Below are 14,752 nucleotides of genomic sequence, written 5' to 3' on the forward strand. Positions count from 1 at the left end.
AGGGCAGCGATGGCAGGCTGTCCAGCGTGCACGACAACAATTTTTTCCCAAGGAAAACGGTTAATGGAATTCACCAGCGGCTTTTTGTTGAGCCTTTCGCTGTGCCTGGATATCGGCGTGGCCAACATCGCGATGATCACCCTGGCGATGCAGCGCGGCTATTTTCAGGGCTTCGCACTGGGTCTCGGCACCTGCGTCGGCGACCTGATCTACGCGGTGCTGGCGCTGGCCGGAATGACCGTTCTGCTGCAATACGAAACTGTGCGCTGGGTGCTGTGGATCGGCGGTTCGGCGCTGTTAATCTACTTCGCGGCGAAGATGATCTATTCGGCGATCCACCACGAGGCGCAATTGGCGGCGACCGCCGAGGTTGGCCAGAACTCCCATCGCAAGGAATTCTTCCGTGGGATTTTTCTCGCCATGTCGTCGCCGAGCGCCATCCTCTGGTTCGCGGCCGTGGGCGGTACGTTGATCGCCCGCTCCGGCGGCGGCGGTCCTTTGAGCTCGGCGCTGTTCCTTGGCGGCTTCCTGTGCGCCGGGCTGCTGTGGTCGGCGGGGCTGTGTTTCGCTGCGAGCCATGGCGGCAAGTTGCTGGGCGACAAACTGCTGCGCTATTCCTACCTGGCATCGGCAGCGATCTTCTGCTATTTCGCGGTCTACGTGATCGTATCGGGCTATAACGAGTTCGTCGGTTCCGGCGCCGCCGAGGCCCTGCATACGCTGTAAATGTGCGAATCGGGTTTGGCTTCTATACTCCCAGCCGAACCCACTTTTTTCGTTCAAGGAGTCGAGTCATGGATGAGCAAAAACGCGTCGAAGTGGCTGAACCTCGCTTCGAACATGGACACTTCCTGCTGATTGCAGGTTTTCGCGATCGCTTTACCAAAGAGACCGTTCAGGACATTCCTGCGCTGTGGGAAAAATTGATCCCGCACATCGGAAACATTCCGGGGCAGAAGGGCGAAGTGACCTACGGTGTCTGCAGCAATTTCGATGGCAACGGCGGTTTCGATTACATGGCCGGGGTCGAAATCCGCAAGCTGGACGACTTCCCGCAGGAAAAGTATCCGTGGATCGAAATCCTGCCACGCCAGTATGCGGTGTTCGAACACAAGGGTTCGCTGGATCAGCTGCCGCAGACCATTGATTACATCTACAACACCTGGCTGCCGAATTCCGAATACAAAGGGCTCAACGCCCCGGAGCTGGAACGCTACAGCGCCGATTTCAATCCCAAAACCAACACCGGCAAGCTGGAAATCTGCGTCCCGGTGGAAAAGAAAACCTGATCTGCAACCGGCAGCGCGAACCCGTTTCGCGCTGCCGGTCCAGTCTTACTTGCCCTTGATCCGTCGCGCCCGCAACAGGTCGATGCCCAAGGTGATGAAGCCGAAGAAGCTGATGCCCAACACCATCAACAAACCGATTTCCACGCTGCTCATAAGCTGTTTCCCCTTCGGGTGATCAGAGACAGTGCTCAGGAATAGACCGTCCCGATTGCGAAGAAAAGCGCTTATACGCAGGCTTTACGCTGCCCGTGCGGATCGATATGAACACCTTATTCCTTTATCCTTGGCGGCCTTGTTTTCACTGATTTCGAGCCGCCATGAACACCGTCATCCGCCACGTCACCGCCGCCGACCTGGACCGTTGCTACGCCATCGAAACCCTCGCCTACGAAGGCGACGAAGCCGCGACCCGCGAGAAGATCGCCACGCGCATCGCCACCTGGCCGGACGGTTTCATCGTCGCCGAAGTGGACGGGCAGGTGGCCGGCTTCATCAACTCCGGCGCGGCATTTGATGTGCAGATGTCCGACGAGGCGTTCAAGGAACTGATCGGCCACGACCCGGCCGGGCCGAACGTGGTGATCATGTCGGTGGTGGTGCACCCGGACTATCAGGGCCTGGGGCTGGCCAAGCGCCTGATGGGTGAATTCATCGAACGCATGCGCGCCCAAGGCAGGGCAACGATTCACTTGATGTGCAAGGAACGGCACATCCCGCTGTACGCCGGATTCGGTTTTGCCTACATCAAGCCGTCCGAGTCCGACCACGGCGGGATGGCGTGGCACGAGATGATCCTCACTCTGTGAGCCAACACTAAACCCCTGTGGGAGATTGGTTACTCATTTGTACGTGTCATGCACTCACCCGGGTAGGCGGGATTTCTAGTTTTTAGTAAGGATTTTTTGTACCGCGCCTACCGCTCTATCAAGTACTGCCTCTTCACTTAAATCGGTGGTGTCAATCACCACCCAATTTGCCAAACCACAGTGCTCATAACTGGATCGGACTCGGTTCTGATATGCAATGAAACTTTTAAGGCGATCCTCATTGCCACCGTCATAAGCTCCGCTCTCGCTTAGACGGAACGATCCCTTTCTTTGTGCCGCGAGAGCTGGGTCAATATCGAGGAAAATCACGAAGTCTGGCTTTCTAATTGTTGAAAATACTGTTAGGGCTTCTTCTGCTAAATCTGTACTTTTAAGCAAGAAGCGCGCTAGGTATTTGTGGTACCAGCCATCTGCGATGCAATTTTCGCCAGAGCTAACTATTGGAGATATAGCAGCATGGTCTGTCGCTTGAAACCATGCAGTTATAAGGCTCATCCAGTGTTTGTCGCCTAATTGCTCAAGAGGGGCGTTGTCCGGATAGTCCCAAAGAACCTCCCGGAGTCGTGACATGTGGTATTCGGTATATCCTGAAGAAACGGGTGGACGGTTTTTGTCGACGTAGTGCAAATCTATATTAGATTGGGAGAGGATTTCGTATGTTGCTCTTGCGATAGTAGACTTTCCTGCACCATCCGTTCCTTCAAATGCGATAAATATTCCTTGCTCAGAGGTGTAGTTCATGCGAACGCTCCTAGGTAAGCCTCAGTATCTAGAGAGTTTCTACCGCTACCCTCTATCAATGGTCGAAATCCTTCTCTTTGATAAATTTCTGACATCTTTTTACCAATTGAACTCAGAAACTCTACGGAAGGTCGTTTTCTCGCACTGTATTGCGAGCCAGCATCTGGGTGAAATGCTGCCACTGCTGGAACTACGCCCATCTGCCCAAAGTATTCGATACCCTCTATGATTGACTCTAATGGCTCCATTCCGGCAACGAATCCGGCATATACGTTGCCGCGCCCGAGAGTTTCTACAGCGGCTTCAAAAGCTTCGAGGAAACGATCCCGAGTGTAGTCACGAGATTTGCCTGGGCATACTTCTGAAAAAAGGCCAGGGTTGAATACCTCCAGGCTCATTGACATATTATTGCCGACAGCCTTGAATTTTTCGAAAAGACGGAAGTCTTTGGGTGGCATAGAAATCAAGTGGTAGTCCAAGTGGTTATGTGCATTCTTTTCTTTTACTCTATTCAGCAAATCGATATGCATCCCATACCCTTTGTCGTAGTTAGGGATTGTACCTCCGTTTAATAAGACTCTTCGGTATCGGCGACTCTCATCTTTGACAGCCATCGCTACTGCTTCTCCAGCGATGTCGCCCTTAATTCGCATTCTATGATCTGACAGGCTTTCTCGAGCTGAACCCAGAGAGCAAAATTTACACTCATGACCGTCATTGAAGTAGTAGCAATGGCCGGGGGAGAAAATTCCAAGCGTAGAATTTCCATATATAGTCAGATGTTTTTCAAATAACTCGCCATTACTTAAGATTTTTCCGTAAGATTTAGGCCTGGCTGGAAAAGTAATGTCAATGATGTTTTTATTGTAGCTTAGTGCGGGAGTGTTTCGCTCTAAGATGATTTTGTATTTTGAGTGTGGGTTGTAGTTGGCGGCAGTAATGATATCGCCATCAAGAACAATTTCTTGTGGGGTTCGGATCGTTGGGTTGATTATGACGCTGTCACCTGTTCCGTATGCACGTCTTTTTTCAATATGATTCACCTCTGTTTGGAAATGCTCTAAGAAATCCCTGCTGAAATTAACGCCGTTAGCCAGTAGGGCGAGTTTCAATTTTACTGTATCGAATAGCATGATTCGGCTTCCAGTTAATTGCACTACAAGAATATTTTTATTAGATCTTCTGAAGATAAGGCAATCAATGTTCCATTATCCTTCAGGGCTTCTACGGATGGCGGTAAGCAATGCCTTGAGTGACCTTTTTCATCGAATAATGCTCCGCCTGACTCTCTCAAAATAAGTTCTGCCGCCGCAATATCACAGCTTCTCTCGTGCCCAGGTGAACCGATATCAATAAACGCATCAAGAACCCCAGCAGCAATCAGGCAGATTTCTAACGAAGAGCAAGAGTAAATACGAACTTTGTCCGCTGACCATAAAAGCCGTTCTATTTTATGTCTTTCTTTACTGCCACGAGGACGGTGAAATGAAAGTCGCATTTGTTCTAATGATTCGGTTTTTCGAGTGGTTAACCGTTTCACAATTATTGCGGACTGAAGATACGCTCCTTCACCAAGCGCAGCGGTATAGACTAAATCTCTAGAGATGTCGTAAATCCATCCAAATACGTACTCGTTACCATGATAGATGGCAACACTAGATGTGTAGTTCGGGAAACCCATAAGCGCATTGTGTGTGCCATCTAGGGGGTCAATCAGAGCGTAAAGGTCACCGTGATCTCCAAGTTTTATTGGTGAAGTGCTTTCTTCTGAGTAAATTGTCATTTTGAGACGAGATTTTGACAGGCAACTAAAGAGTATGTTTTGGCAATTTATGTCGTATTGTGTTTGGTTGAAATGCTGGTCTGTATTGGTTTTGTTAAATTCTGGAAGACTGGACAATGTGCCGGCCCAATAGCGCCGTAACTGCTTTCTGGCTTCATAAAGACTTACTTCCAGTTCTGGAATGTATTCACGCTTGAATAGTGCTCTCATACCGACTTCTCAGATATTAATTGCGTATGCCAGTTTTTCCGATTGAGTTTAGATGCGTAGACTTTTACGTCGAATAGTTTTCCTGCGTAAACGGCGTAGTCTGCACTCATAAAGGCGCTGAAGGTTTTGGGGAAAAGTGCTAGTGTTTTAACTTCGAAATTATAACCAAGTTTCTTTCTGATCATATTCGCCGCTTGCCTGAGGCTTCCGCCGGTATAGGCCTTGTCTATAATCAGCCATGAATCATTCGGCGAAGTTATATGGGGGAATATGTCTAGAAAATTTTCATCTCTAGTTAGAAGGCTCGGGTCATTTTGGCGATGAATTTCAGAAAAGAATATATCTGTATCTTTGGTAGCTGCCAGATATCCAAGTGCAAGTGGTAGGCCGGCTGATAATAAAAAGAGCTTATTTTTTGATATGTTTTTGATTTTTAGCCAGATAGAGTGGTCGTCATAGATGTATCTGGTATTGAGAGCAAGACTGCTATCCCAGTGTTCATAAGAAATGTATTTGCTGTAGAAGGCGCAGAATTTATTGTGGAAATCCAAGGTTTCATTATCAGTATCTATTAGCAGTCTGGTTTTTGTAAGGCCTCTATTCGTTGGCTTTACGCAGGGGAAAGGCTGGTGGGATGTCGCGAGTGCTTCTTTAATCAGGTCGCTCTTGAAATCTAATAATTTGGCTTTGGAAGGTCCTGACACGGCTAGTTCTGGTGAGAGACCATCTCCCTTTATCTTGCAAATGTCAGATGATTGTAATTGGGTTGTCCTTGAGTTTAAGTACTCCCATATTCGTATTATCTCTTCGTCTGACATGCCATCATAAATTGGGTCGAGGTTGCTCAAGTCGCAAACCATGACTTCTGGATGGCGGAGTTCAAAGGAGGCTCTCTGGAGATGGCACCCGTTCATTAGTGCTTTGCGGTAAGCGTAATAATCACTGGTTTGTAAACCGGTCAGAGTTCTCCATGCGTGATGTTCGCTGATAATGGTTGTGGAATTTAAGTGCGAGTTGTAGAGCAAAGGTAACGCGCTAGCATAATTCATGTTTGGAGTCTCACGAAAATGCAATCGGTTAGATGTTTTAACTTGCGTTGTGAATTAGTAAAAGCGGGATCAAGTATCTAAAGTTTACCTATTGGCTGGTTGCTGTGTGTTTTCAATAAAAATGTCAATCGCCAAAACATTGCCAGCATCAGAATGAATGAGCAGATTATTAAGGTTATAAATATAGAATGTATGTTGCGGTAAAAATTTAGAAGAATTGCGCAAAGGGTAATGCCAAAAATGTTCAACGTCAGAATAGTTAGAAGTGTGGGAACCCAGAAATCGTCCATGCTCCTCAAAATCGTCCTGGTTAAAACATAGACGAATTCAAAAGTTAAAAAAGGAATCGAGTAAAGAGTATTGGTTTCAATTAGTTTCCTGATCGTTGAATCTGACGTATAGGTCATGGAAATGTTTTCTTTCCAAAGGACACTGGCTAGCAAAAAGGGCGTTAGTGCTAATAGGCCTGATTTTAGTCCTTGGATATAAGTTTTTTTAAGCGATCCTAAATCCCTTCTGGTAAATTGACGGGCGGCGATAAGCCCAGTCGCATTCCCTATTCCAATTGATATCATATATATGATGCTTATAAAGTGTAGTGAGGCTTGGTAGGCGGATAAATTGTTTTCACCTAAGTTTTTCGAAATGAATGATAATATGAAAAATAGAAAGCTTTCACCCCCAAAGCATAAGGCCATTGGCAAACCTCGAGCTATATACTTAAGATACTGTTCTTTCGGTATTTGTATGGCTTTCTGGAAGTTTTTTATATACAGGTGGATTTTAGAGTTGAAGTAGAAAAGTGCGAGGGTTGCGAAAGCACATCGTAAGCAAGAATATATGAGTATGAAGTCAGGTAGCGTGATTGCCGAGTTCGTGTTAATCAAGATTATGCAGGCTGAAGTGAGGCAAATGTTAAATGTCCACGTATAAATTACTTCGTAGTGTGTTTTTTGTACTCCGTTAAAAAAATTGAATATTGTAACCTGTAGGTATATGGCTGGAATTGATAGGGATATTAACAGCAGTGCTTGGATGTCTTCCGTGTTGGTTAGGTTTGTCATTGGCGTAAGCGCGATTGTGTGCGCAAAAGAAATCATAGATATGATCAGGGCTCCAAATAAAATCGAGAGCCTTAGTGATATTGTTATTTCGGATTTTATGTTGTTTGTGTTTAGATTATTTGATCCCGCTATCTTGATTAGTGTTGGAGAAAAAAATCCGATACCGATGACAGTAATAAACGATATTGATGCCAAGGCAAATGAAGCGGAATCAAGTGAGTCAACGATAAAGTGGCCAGCGAAGGAAAAGTAGATCAGTGAAGCTGTCATGTCGCCCAATCTAGAGAATATGAGCGGAATTGCTATTTTGTAAATTTCCATAAGCGGGCCGCCAGCGAGTAGCACCAATTAACAAGTGTGGTGTTGTAAAGGCGCTTTATTCCCACTCTTTCAGTAAACTCAAAAGCGGCGGAGTGTCTTTTGCGGCAAAGTATTTTTTTCTGAAATAGTATTCGCACATTGAAACTTTGTGTGTGGTCTGCTTGCGCTCATTGAATTCATTGTCGAGGGCAGCGAGAGACTGTTCTGCAGTTGGATATATTTTTGAGTTGTTTAGAGTTTTTTCAATTTCTAAAAATAGCAGATCCATATATTTGAGGGTTTCTTGAATGTACGATCTGCATTCGTCTCTTGTGCTGGAACCTTGTCTGGCTAGTGCGAAGAATTTATTCTTGATCTCATCAAATCCTTCAATGCGGTACATGTTTGAGTATACCCACTTATAATGTTTGTTTGTTGTACCCGTAAGGTAGGTGAAACTCATTGCGGTTTTAAACATCATGTCTCGAGCTATCTCACAACCCATCCATAGATTTTCTGATTGCCAGCAACCTTGAATATCCTGAAAGGCATAGAAAACTGGAAGCTTTTCGCGATGAGCTAAGTAAATATGTTTCTCTAGGGGAATTCTTGATTTAAGTTGAGAGAATTTTTCATGATTGCTCAGGGCGTGACCAATTATTAGCCTATGGATTACATTGTCTTCTGTGTTTGTCAAAACGGGAGCGTAGAGGAAACGTTGGTCAGAGGTGATTTCTTCAAATGTTTTTTCGATTTTTAAAAAAAATATTATCTATTTCTGAATACGTTACATAGTCGGCATCAATGTGAATACTGGTGTCGCCGTAGAAGTTGGTTGTATTATGGACGTCTTCATCTTTGGTAATGTGTCGATAGTTACTGTCGGTGACAAACGCGTGCCCGATGTGTTTCATGTTTTGTGCTTTGGGGCGTTTTTCGCAAATGATAATGCAGTCGATATCAGAATGAATCGTTCCGATTCCCTCAATTAAAGAGCCTGATACAATCAGTGTGCTTGTGTGTTCTAGATAAGCTTTTTCGAGTAAATAGCTTTTTGGTAGTGATAAATGCCCATCTAAAATTGTTATGGTGTTTTCCGTAATAGAGGATTTTGATGTTGTTATTAACGTTTCCATTTTGGATATCCCGTTTATTTAAATTTTCTGTAAACCTCGCTCATGAGGAAACCCTAGTTTTTACTTAGGTCTTTCGTCAATATTTGGATCCAAAATCAGAAACGCCCTACAAGTTGTTGAAGGGCGATAGTATTTTTAGTGAAGGAAAATTCTTTTTTAGATAATTAAACTTCTATAGATAGCTTCCGCAGAATCAGTAGGAGCTTTGGCTGAGATTTTTTCTTAATAGAGACTATCGCGCACTCTGATCGGGGCCTCGCGATCATAAGCCTCGGCATCAAACTGCCCATCATTCAGGCGCTTGTGAAACGCGCCCGCCGTCGGCAGCGCCGAGCGCGGCAGATGGGTTTGCGGATTCCACGCATCCGAACGCACGAACGCTTTCGAGCAATGAAAGAACGCCGCCTCCACCGTCACCAGCAACACCGTGCGCGCCGGTTTGCCGTTGACCGCGAAGCTTTCCAGTAACTCGGGATCAGCGCTGATGGTCGCGGTGCCATTGACCCGCAACGTCTCGCCAATCCCCGGAATGATGAACAACAGCGACACTCGCGGATCGTGCAGCACGTTGCGCAGGGTATCGATGCGGTTGTTCCCCGGGCGATCCGGCAGGGCCAGGGTGCGCTCGTCGATGATCCGCACAAAACCCGGCGCATCGCCGCGCGGGGAGCCGTCGATGCCGTCGGCGCCGACCGAGCTGACAATCACCAGCGGCGAGACCCGCACCATCGCCTGATAGTCCTCGTTGAGAAAACCGATCTGCTTGCGTACCGCCCGTTCGTGGGGCAATCCGTAAATGGCTTCCAGCGCTTGGATTGAATCGATCATCGTTGATCCCTCGACGATTAGAAGAACAGCCCCATGCGCCGCTCGTAACCGATGCGGCCCTTGTACGCTTCACCGCTGTCGACGAAACCGTATTTGGCGTACAGCGCAATCGCGGCGTCGTTGTCGGCGTCCACCGACAGTTCCAGCCCTTTGATTTCCGGCCAGGCCTGGCGCGCAACCTCCGGCAGCGCCAGCAGACAGGCCTTGCCGTAACCTCTGCCCTGTGCGCGGTGATCGACTTGCAGTGCATGCAGGGTGGCGCTGTGTTCATTGGCCCATTCCGGCAACACCGGCGGGCGCTTGAGCAGCAGGAACGCCACTGGCTCATCTTCTGCCAGCAGCGCAAAACCCTTCACGCCGGGGCCGGGTTTCGACAGCAGGGTGTGCAATGCACCGTGGATGTCGCCGGAGAATTTGATCTGCTCGGCGTGGATTTCAATCGCTTCGACCTGCTGACGCTGCAAGGCGTTAAGGCTCTCGTACGGCACGAGTTTGGCTGACAAGGGAATTTCCTTTTTCCTACAAAGATGAGCCTCGGATTCTAGCGACTTTGCGTTCTCTGGATTTTTTTTGTTTCAGCTGTCGATCCGGCAAATCGCCGAACGACAAAGGGTGTCTTCACAACAAAAAACACGGAGAACACCATGAGCGCACAAAGCGATATCCAGACCCTGATTAACACCTACCGCGAAGCCGTCATGACCAAGGACGTCGAGAAAGTCATGGCGCTGTACGCCGACGACATCCTCTCGTTCGATGCGATCAAGGCCCTGCAATTCAAGGGCAAGGATGCCTATCGCGCCCACTGGGTGGATTGCATGGAAATGTGCCCCGGCCCGCACATCTTCGAGTTCCACGAAATCGCCATCGAGACTGGCGACAACATCGCCTTCGCCCACTGGGTCGCCAATTGCGGCGGGACCAATGACAAGGGCGAAACCCAGAGTTGCTGGATGCGCGCCACCGCCTGCTATCGGCTGGTTGGCGGGGCGTGGAAAATTGCCCACGAACACTGGTCCGCACCGTTCGATCCGATGACCGGCTCGACGCTGTTTGATGCGAAACCCTGATCTTCAGCCATAGTTGATCCGTCCGATTCAGGAGAACGCCATGAAGTATTTATGCCTGGTCTACAGCGATGAGCGCCTGCTGCATTCCTCACCCGACAGCCCGGAAGACGCCGAATGCTGGGCCTACGCCGAGTCGATCCAGGGCAGCGGCCGGATGGTTGCCGCCGAAGCACTGGAGTCGGTGCAGACCGCCACCACGGTGCGCATGCGCAACGGCAAGTTGTCGATCACCGACGGCCCGTTCGCCGAGACCAAGGAGCAACTGGCCGGTTTCTACCTGATCGACGCACGGGACCTCAACGAAGCGATTCAGGTCGCCGGCAACATTCCGGCGGCCCGGGTCGGCAGTGTCGAAGTGCGTCCCGTGCGGCAGTTGAATGTCTGAGGTCGCGGCACGGGTCGCGCAGGTCTACCGCGAAGACTCGCGGCGGATCCTCGCGACCCTGATCCGTCTGCTCGGCGATTTCGACCTCGCCGAAGAAGCCTTGCACGAGGCGTTCTTCGTCGCGGTCGAGCGCTGGCAGCGCGATGGTGTGCCGGATAACCCGCGTGCGTGGCTGGTGTCCACCGGGCGCTTCAAGGCCATTGACGTGTTGCGCCGGCGCGCACGGTTCAAGGCCTCGCAGCCGTTGTTGCTGGCGCAACTGGAAGAGCTGGAACAGTCCGAATGGGACGTTGAAGACGTGGAAGACGATCGCCTGCGCCTGATCTTCACCTGCTGCCACCCGGCGCTGGCGGCGGACGCGCAGGTGCCGCTGACCCTGCGCGAAGTCTGCGACCTCACCACTGAAGAAATCGCCCGCGCATTTCTCTCGGCCCCGGCAGCGATTGCCCAGCGCATCGTGCGGGCCAAGGCCAAGATTCGCGATGCGAAAATCCCTTATCAAGTCCCGAGTTTGAGCGAATTGCCCGAACGCCTCGACAGTGTGCTGCGGGTGATTTATCTGGTGTTCAACGAGGGCTATTCAGCATCCGGCGGAGCCCAGGTGACCCGCGAGGATTTGACCCGCGAGGCGATCCGCCTCGGGCGGTTGCTGCTGGAGTTGTTGCCGGACCCGGAAGTCATGGGGTTGCTGGCGCTGATGTTGCTGCATGAATCGCGGCGATCGGCACGCTCATCGCCCGATGGTGAGTTGATTTTGCTGGATGATCAGGATCGCGGATTGTGGAATGCCGAGCTGATTGCCGAAGGCTGCGATCTGGTGGAAAAAGCGCTGACCACCGGACGCTTCGGACCGTATTGCCTGCAAGCGGCGATAGCGGCGGTGCACGCCGAAGCGCCGACGGCGGGGGAGACGGACTGGGCGCAGATCGTCGGGCTGTATGACGTGTTGCTGCGGGCGGTGCCGTCGCCGGTGATCGAGTTGAACCGGGCGGTGGCGGTGGCCAAGCGGGACGGGGCGCTGGCCGGGTTGACCTTGATCGAGGGAATTCTGGACCGTGGGGAGTTGCAGGATTACCACCTGGCGCATTCGGCGCGGGCGGAGTTTTGTCGGCAGTTGGGGCGGGTTGAAGAGGCGCGGGCGGCTTACCGGCGTGCCTTGGAATTGACCCGGCAAGAGCCGGAGCGGCGGTTTATTGAAGGGCGGCTCATGGCTTTGGACCGCTTGCCCTCACCCTAGCCCTCTCCCGGAGGGAGAGGGGACCGATCCGGGTATATTGCAGAAAACCACCGACCTGAACGAATTTCCGTGAATCCATAATCGGCTCGGTCTTGCAGGTCGGCGTATTACGTAAGACACCCCGGTCAGTCCCCTCTCCCTCCGGGAGAGGGTTAGGGTGAGGGCGCTTTTGATTTTGCCTTTCGCCTTTAGGCCTGTTGCCGAGTCGCAGCCATCACAATCTCCCGAATACAAACCCCCTGCGGCTGCCCATACGCATAAGCAATCGCCGTAGCCACATCTTCGGCGCTCAACACCGTCCCACCCATGTCCTGCTTCCAAGCCTGATACCCGGTCTTGATCGCCTCGTCCGTGGTGTGGCTCAACAATTCGGTCTCCACCGCACCCGGCGCAATCGTGGTCACCCGCACGTTATGCGGCGACAACTCTTCACGCAGGTTTTCCGACAATCCATGCACCGCAAACTTGGTGCCGACATACGCCACATGGTTCGGGAACGTCTTGCGACCGGCCACCGAGCTGACGTTGATGATCGTGCCGTGCTTGCGCTCGATCATCCCGGCGACCACCGCGTGCACGCCGTTGAGCAAACCCTTCACGTTGACGTCGAGCATCTGGTCCCACTGCGCCGGGTCCTGTTTGCTCATCTCGCCCAACAGCATCACCCCGGCGTTGTTGATCAGCGCATCGGCCGGGCCGAACTGCGCTTCCGCTTCGGCCACGGCGGCCAGCAATGCGGCGCGGTCGGTGATGTCGACGCGGCGGTTGAGGGTGTTCGGCAGGGCCAGTGCTTCGAGGCGTTCGATGCGCCGGGCCAGCAACAGCAGCGGATGGCCGGCAGCGCTCAAGCGGCGGGCGGTGGCTTCGCCGATGCCCGAGCTGGCGCCGGTGATGATGATCAATGGCTTGCTCATGGTTGAACTCCTGAGATAAGAAAAACAAATAACCAGATTCGGGACGCAGTATATTTAGCCCGTTGGAGGCTGAAAAATGCCTTATTCCTCTGTCTGCTATCGGAATCTCCTATGGATATCCGCCATCTCAAAGCCTTCCTCGCGGTGTTCGAGGAACGCAATATCACCGCTGCCGCGCAACGGCTGTTCATCAGCCAGCCCACGTTGTCGGTGACCATCAAACAGCTGGAAGAAGAACTCGGCGCGACGCTGTTCGTGCGTCAGCCCCGTGGTGTGGAAGTCAGCGACGAAGCGCGACTGCTGTACCCCCAGGCGCGGCGGATGGTGGCCGAGTCCGAGGCGCTGAGCCGGATGTTTCGCGGCCGCGAAAACCGCGCGCCACTGACCCTCGGCATCGAAGGCGATATCGCCGCCAGCCACATCGAAGCCTTTGTGCGCATGGCCCATCAGGCGTTGCCCAATCTGCTGCTGACTCTGGAAGAGGGCTGTCACGGCGATGGTCGATTGGCGGTCGAGGAAATGTGCTGCGAAGACGAACTGTTCCTGCCGCTGTGGGAAGAATCCTATGTGATGGCGCTGCCTCTCGATCACCCGATGGCCAACGCGCAGGCCGGCTGGGCGCCGATCGAGGACTGGATCACCTGCCCGCAGCATCCTTCCCATCAGCGATTGATGGCGCTGTACGGGCGTTCGCCGGAAGCGGTGGCGGGACATGCCGGTTCACTGCAACAGGCGCTGCACATGGTGGCGGCGGGAGTTGGCGTGGCGATGTTGCCGCAGTCGTTGGTCAACGGGCATGCGCACATCGTGGTGCGAGCGCTGCACCTGCCGGCGCCGACCCGGCGGGTGGGATTGTGTTATGCGGCGCAGGCATTGGAGCTGCCGACAATGCGCGGGTTGCACGCGTATTTTCAGGTCAACCGCCCGGTCGATATTGCAGCGGCCTGAGCGGCCGCTATCGCCAGCAGGCTGGCTCCCACAGGTCCGGTGTGGGAGCTAGCCTGCTAGCGATTGAGGGCAACGCTATTCCAGCATCTTGCTGAGCAACCAGCTCCCCGCCGGCCCCGGCGGGTACAGCCGCGACCACAGTGCATCGACGAACACCGGTTTCGGCCAGCCGCGCACCTTCAGTTCCACCAGCAAGTCATTACCGAAGCGCTCCACCAGCCAGCGCGGCAGCGGCGCCCAGCCGAAGCCTTTTTCGGCCATTTCCAGCAGCATCAGATAACTCGGCGCCGACCACACCCGACCTTTGCCGCGACTGTCATAAGGATTGACGATGGTGGCCAGGCGCAGCTCGCGATGTTGCTCCAGGACTGTTTGATCGACGGATTCCAGCGCCGCCAACGGATGATTACGGCCAACGAACAAGGCAATTTCAGTACGTTCGACGACGGTCGCGGTCGCCAGATCCGGCGGGTAATTGTCCTGCATCTCGGCGAATGCCAGGTGCGCCCGACCGCGCTGCACCAGTTCGATCAGGTCTTCACATTCGGCGATCAGGCATTCCAGCTCCAGATCCGGATAGCGCTGCTCGAAACCCACCAGTGCCGCTTCGAAACGGTCGGACTGATAAGTGTCGGAGATCGCCACCGTGAGTTTCGGCTCGACGCCCTGGGCCAATTGCCGGGCGGTCATTTCCAGGCGGCTGGTGGCCGACAGAATCGCTTCGGCCCGCTGCAGCATCACGTGGCCGGCCGGGGTCAGCGTCGGCTTGCGGCTGCTGCGGTCGAACAGGACCAGGTCCAGATCGATTTCCAGGCTGGCCACCGCTGCACTGACGGTGGACTGACTGCGCCCGAGTTTGCGCGCCGCCGCTGAAAAAGAGCCTTGAGTCGCCGCCTGGACGAACGCCAGCAACACTTCCTGAGAAGCCATGAACTATCGCCTTGATCGATGGTTATTGGTTATGAAGTATC

General features: G+C 52.3%; 19 protein-coding genes. 8 read left to right on the forward strand and 11 right to left on the reverse strand.

Annotated features, from left to right (window positions below; all coding sequences use genetic code 11):
* Nucleotides 1–63 precede the first annotated feature (63 nt).
* From J5M72_RS21400 to J5M72_RS21410, 3 genes are all read left to right on the forward strand, one after another.
* The gene (locus tag J5M72_RS21400; RefSeq protein ID WP_192562126.1) at nucleotides 64–726 is read left to right on the forward strand and encodes a LysE family transporter; all 663 of its coding nucleotides are present in this window, start codon (nucleotides 64–66) and stop codon (nucleotides 724–726) included.
* Nucleotides 727–794: 68 nt separating this feature from the next.
* Nucleotides 795–1,289: a GyrI-like domain-containing protein gene (locus J5M72_RS21405; RefSeq protein ID WP_207867010.1), complete on the forward strand. Its 495-nt coding sequence runs from the start codon at nucleotides 795–797 to the stop codon at nucleotides 1,287–1,289.
* 317 nt (nucleotides 1,290–1,606) lie between these two features.
* Nucleotides 1,607–2,095: an N-acetyltransferase gene (locus J5M72_RS21410; RefSeq protein ID WP_207867011.1), complete on the forward strand. Its 489-nt coding sequence runs from the start codon at nucleotides 1,607–1,609 to the stop codon at nucleotides 2,093–2,095.
* A gap of 75 nt (nucleotides 2,096–2,170) precedes the next feature.
* On the opposite strand, the gene J5M72_RS21415 is transcribed toward J5M72_RS21410, so the two are convergent.
* The 5 genes from J5M72_RS21415 to J5M72_RS29255 form a co-directional block, all read right to left on the reverse strand.
* Complete coding sequence (locus tag J5M72_RS21415; protein WP_207867012.1) at nucleotides 2,171–2,857, reverse strand: thymidylate kinase; 687 nt, start codon at nucleotides 2,855–2,857, stop codon at nucleotides 2,171–2,173.
* The gene (locus J5M72_RS21420) at nucleotides 2,854–3,990 is read right to left on the reverse strand and encodes a radical SAM protein (RefSeq protein ID WP_207867013.1); all 1,137 of its coding nucleotides are present in this window, start codon (nucleotides 3,988–3,990) and stop codon (nucleotides 2,854–2,856) included. The genes J5M72_RS21415 and J5M72_RS21420 overlap by 4 nt, the downstream gene beginning before the upstream one ends.
* A 23-nt stretch (nucleotides 3,991–4,013) precedes the next feature.
* Nucleotides 4,014–4,850 carry an inositol monophosphatase family protein gene (locus J5M72_RS21425; RefSeq protein WP_169431572.1) on the reverse strand — a complete coding sequence of 279 codons (837 nt, stop codon included), beginning with the start codon at nucleotides 4,848–4,850 and terminating at the stop codon, nucleotides 4,014–4,016.
* Nucleotides 4,847–5,698: a hypothetical protein gene (locus J5M72_RS21430; protein ID WP_243433417.1), complete on the reverse strand. Its 852-nt coding sequence runs from the start codon at nucleotides 5,696–5,698 to the stop codon at nucleotides 4,847–4,849. Before J5M72_RS21430 ends, J5M72_RS21425 begins: the two co-directional genes overlap by 4 nt.
* Nucleotides 5,699–5,976: 278 nt before the next feature.
* Entirely contained in the window at nucleotides 5,977–6,999 is a 1,023-nt protein-coding gene (locus J5M72_RS29255; protein WP_347709526.1) for an MATE family efflux transporter, read from the reverse strand.
* Here J5M72_RS29255 and J5M72_RS29005 point away from each other — a divergent pair.
* Nucleotides 6,896–7,216: a hypothetical protein gene (locus tag J5M72_RS29005; RefSeq protein ID WP_243433427.1), complete on the forward strand. Its 321-nt coding sequence runs from the start codon at nucleotides 6,896–6,898 to the stop codon at nucleotides 7,214–7,216. The genes J5M72_RS29255 and J5M72_RS29005 overlap by 104 nt on opposite strands.
* A 123-nt stretch (nucleotides 7,217–7,339) precedes the next feature.
* On the opposite strand, the gene J5M72_RS29010 is transcribed toward J5M72_RS29005, so the two are convergent.
* The 4 genes from J5M72_RS29010 to J5M72_RS21450 form a co-directional block, all read right to left on the reverse strand.
* Nucleotides 7,340–7,960, reverse strand: a complete 621-nt coding sequence (locus tag J5M72_RS29010; protein ID WP_243433418.1) for a hypothetical protein — start codon at nucleotides 7,958–7,960, stop codon at nucleotides 7,340–7,342.
* Nucleotides 7,961–8,000: 40 nt separating this feature from the next.
* Nucleotides 8,001–8,399: a hypothetical protein gene (locus J5M72_RS29015; RefSeq protein WP_243433419.1), complete on the reverse strand. Its 399-nt coding sequence runs from the start codon at nucleotides 8,397–8,399 to the stop codon at nucleotides 8,001–8,003.
* A 222-nt stretch (nucleotides 8,400–8,621) separates the two neighbouring features.
* Nucleotides 8,622–9,227 carry a pyridoxamine 5'-phosphate oxidase family protein gene (locus tag J5M72_RS21445; protein WP_169431568.1) on the reverse strand — a complete coding sequence of 202 codons (606 nt, stop codon included), beginning with the start codon at nucleotides 9,225–9,227 and terminating at the stop codon, nucleotides 8,622–8,624.
* 17 nt (nucleotides 9,228–9,244) lie between these two features.
* Nucleotides 9,245–9,730 carry a GNAT family N-acetyltransferase gene (locus J5M72_RS21450; protein ID WP_207867016.1) on the reverse strand — a complete coding sequence of 162 codons (486 nt, stop codon included), beginning with the start codon at nucleotides 9,728–9,730 and terminating at the stop codon, nucleotides 9,245–9,247.
* Nucleotides 9,731–9,871: 141 nt separating this feature from the next.
* On the opposite strand from J5M72_RS21450, the gene J5M72_RS21455 reads away from it, so the two are divergent.
* Genes J5M72_RS21455 through J5M72_RS21465 form a run of 3 tightly spaced genes read left to right on the forward strand, consistent with a single transcriptional unit; the run spans nucleotide 9,872 to nucleotide 11,919 of the window.
* Nucleotides 9,872–10,297 (forward strand): nuclear transport factor 2 family protein, encoded by a 426-nt coding sequence (locus J5M72_RS21455; RefSeq protein WP_207867017.1) that lies wholly within the window; start codon nucleotides 9,872–9,874, stop codon nucleotides 10,295–10,297.
* 40 nt (nucleotides 10,298–10,337) lie between these two features.
* The gene (locus tag J5M72_RS21460; protein WP_007951101.1) at nucleotides 10,338–10,682 is read left to right on the forward strand and encodes a YciI family protein; all 345 of its coding nucleotides are present in this window, start codon (nucleotides 10,338–10,340) and stop codon (nucleotides 10,680–10,682) included.
* The gene (locus tag J5M72_RS21465; protein WP_169431565.1) at nucleotides 10,675–11,919 is read left to right on the forward strand and encodes an RNA polymerase sigma factor; all 1,245 of its coding nucleotides are present in this window, start codon (nucleotides 10,675–10,677) and stop codon (nucleotides 11,917–11,919) included. Before J5M72_RS21460 ends, J5M72_RS21465 begins: the two co-directional genes overlap by 8 nt.
* A gap of 188 nt (nucleotides 11,920–12,107) precedes the next feature.
* Here the strand turns inward: J5M72_RS21465 and J5M72_RS21470 are convergent, their stop codons facing one another.
* Entirely contained in the window at nucleotides 12,108–12,833 is a 726-nt protein-coding gene (locus tag J5M72_RS21470) for an SDR family oxidoreductase (protein WP_207867018.1), read from the reverse strand.
* A 111-nt stretch (nucleotides 12,834–12,944) separates the two neighbouring features.
* On the opposite strand from J5M72_RS21470, the gene J5M72_RS21475 reads away from it, so the two are divergent.
* Nucleotides 12,945–13,781 carry a LysR family transcriptional regulator gene (locus J5M72_RS21475; RefSeq protein ID WP_207867019.1) on the forward strand — a complete coding sequence of 279 codons (837 nt, stop codon included), beginning with the start codon at nucleotides 12,945–12,947 and terminating at the stop codon, nucleotides 13,779–13,781.
* A gap of 75 nt (nucleotides 13,782–13,856) precedes the next feature.
* Here J5M72_RS21475 and J5M72_RS21480 read toward each other — a convergent pair whose 3' ends face one another.
* Complete coding sequence (locus J5M72_RS21480) at nucleotides 13,857–14,711, reverse strand: LysR family transcriptional regulator (RefSeq protein WP_207867020.1); 855 nt, start codon at nucleotides 14,709–14,711, stop codon at nucleotides 13,857–13,859.
* Between the last annotated feature and the right edge of the window lie 41 nt (nucleotides 14,712–14,752).

The sequence above is a fragment of the Pseudomonas sp. 58(2021) genome (assembly GCF_017491585.1).
Lineage (GTDB): Bacteria > Pseudomonadota > Gammaproteobacteria > Pseudomonadales > Pseudomonadaceae > Aquipseudomonas > Aquipseudomonas fluorescens_BT.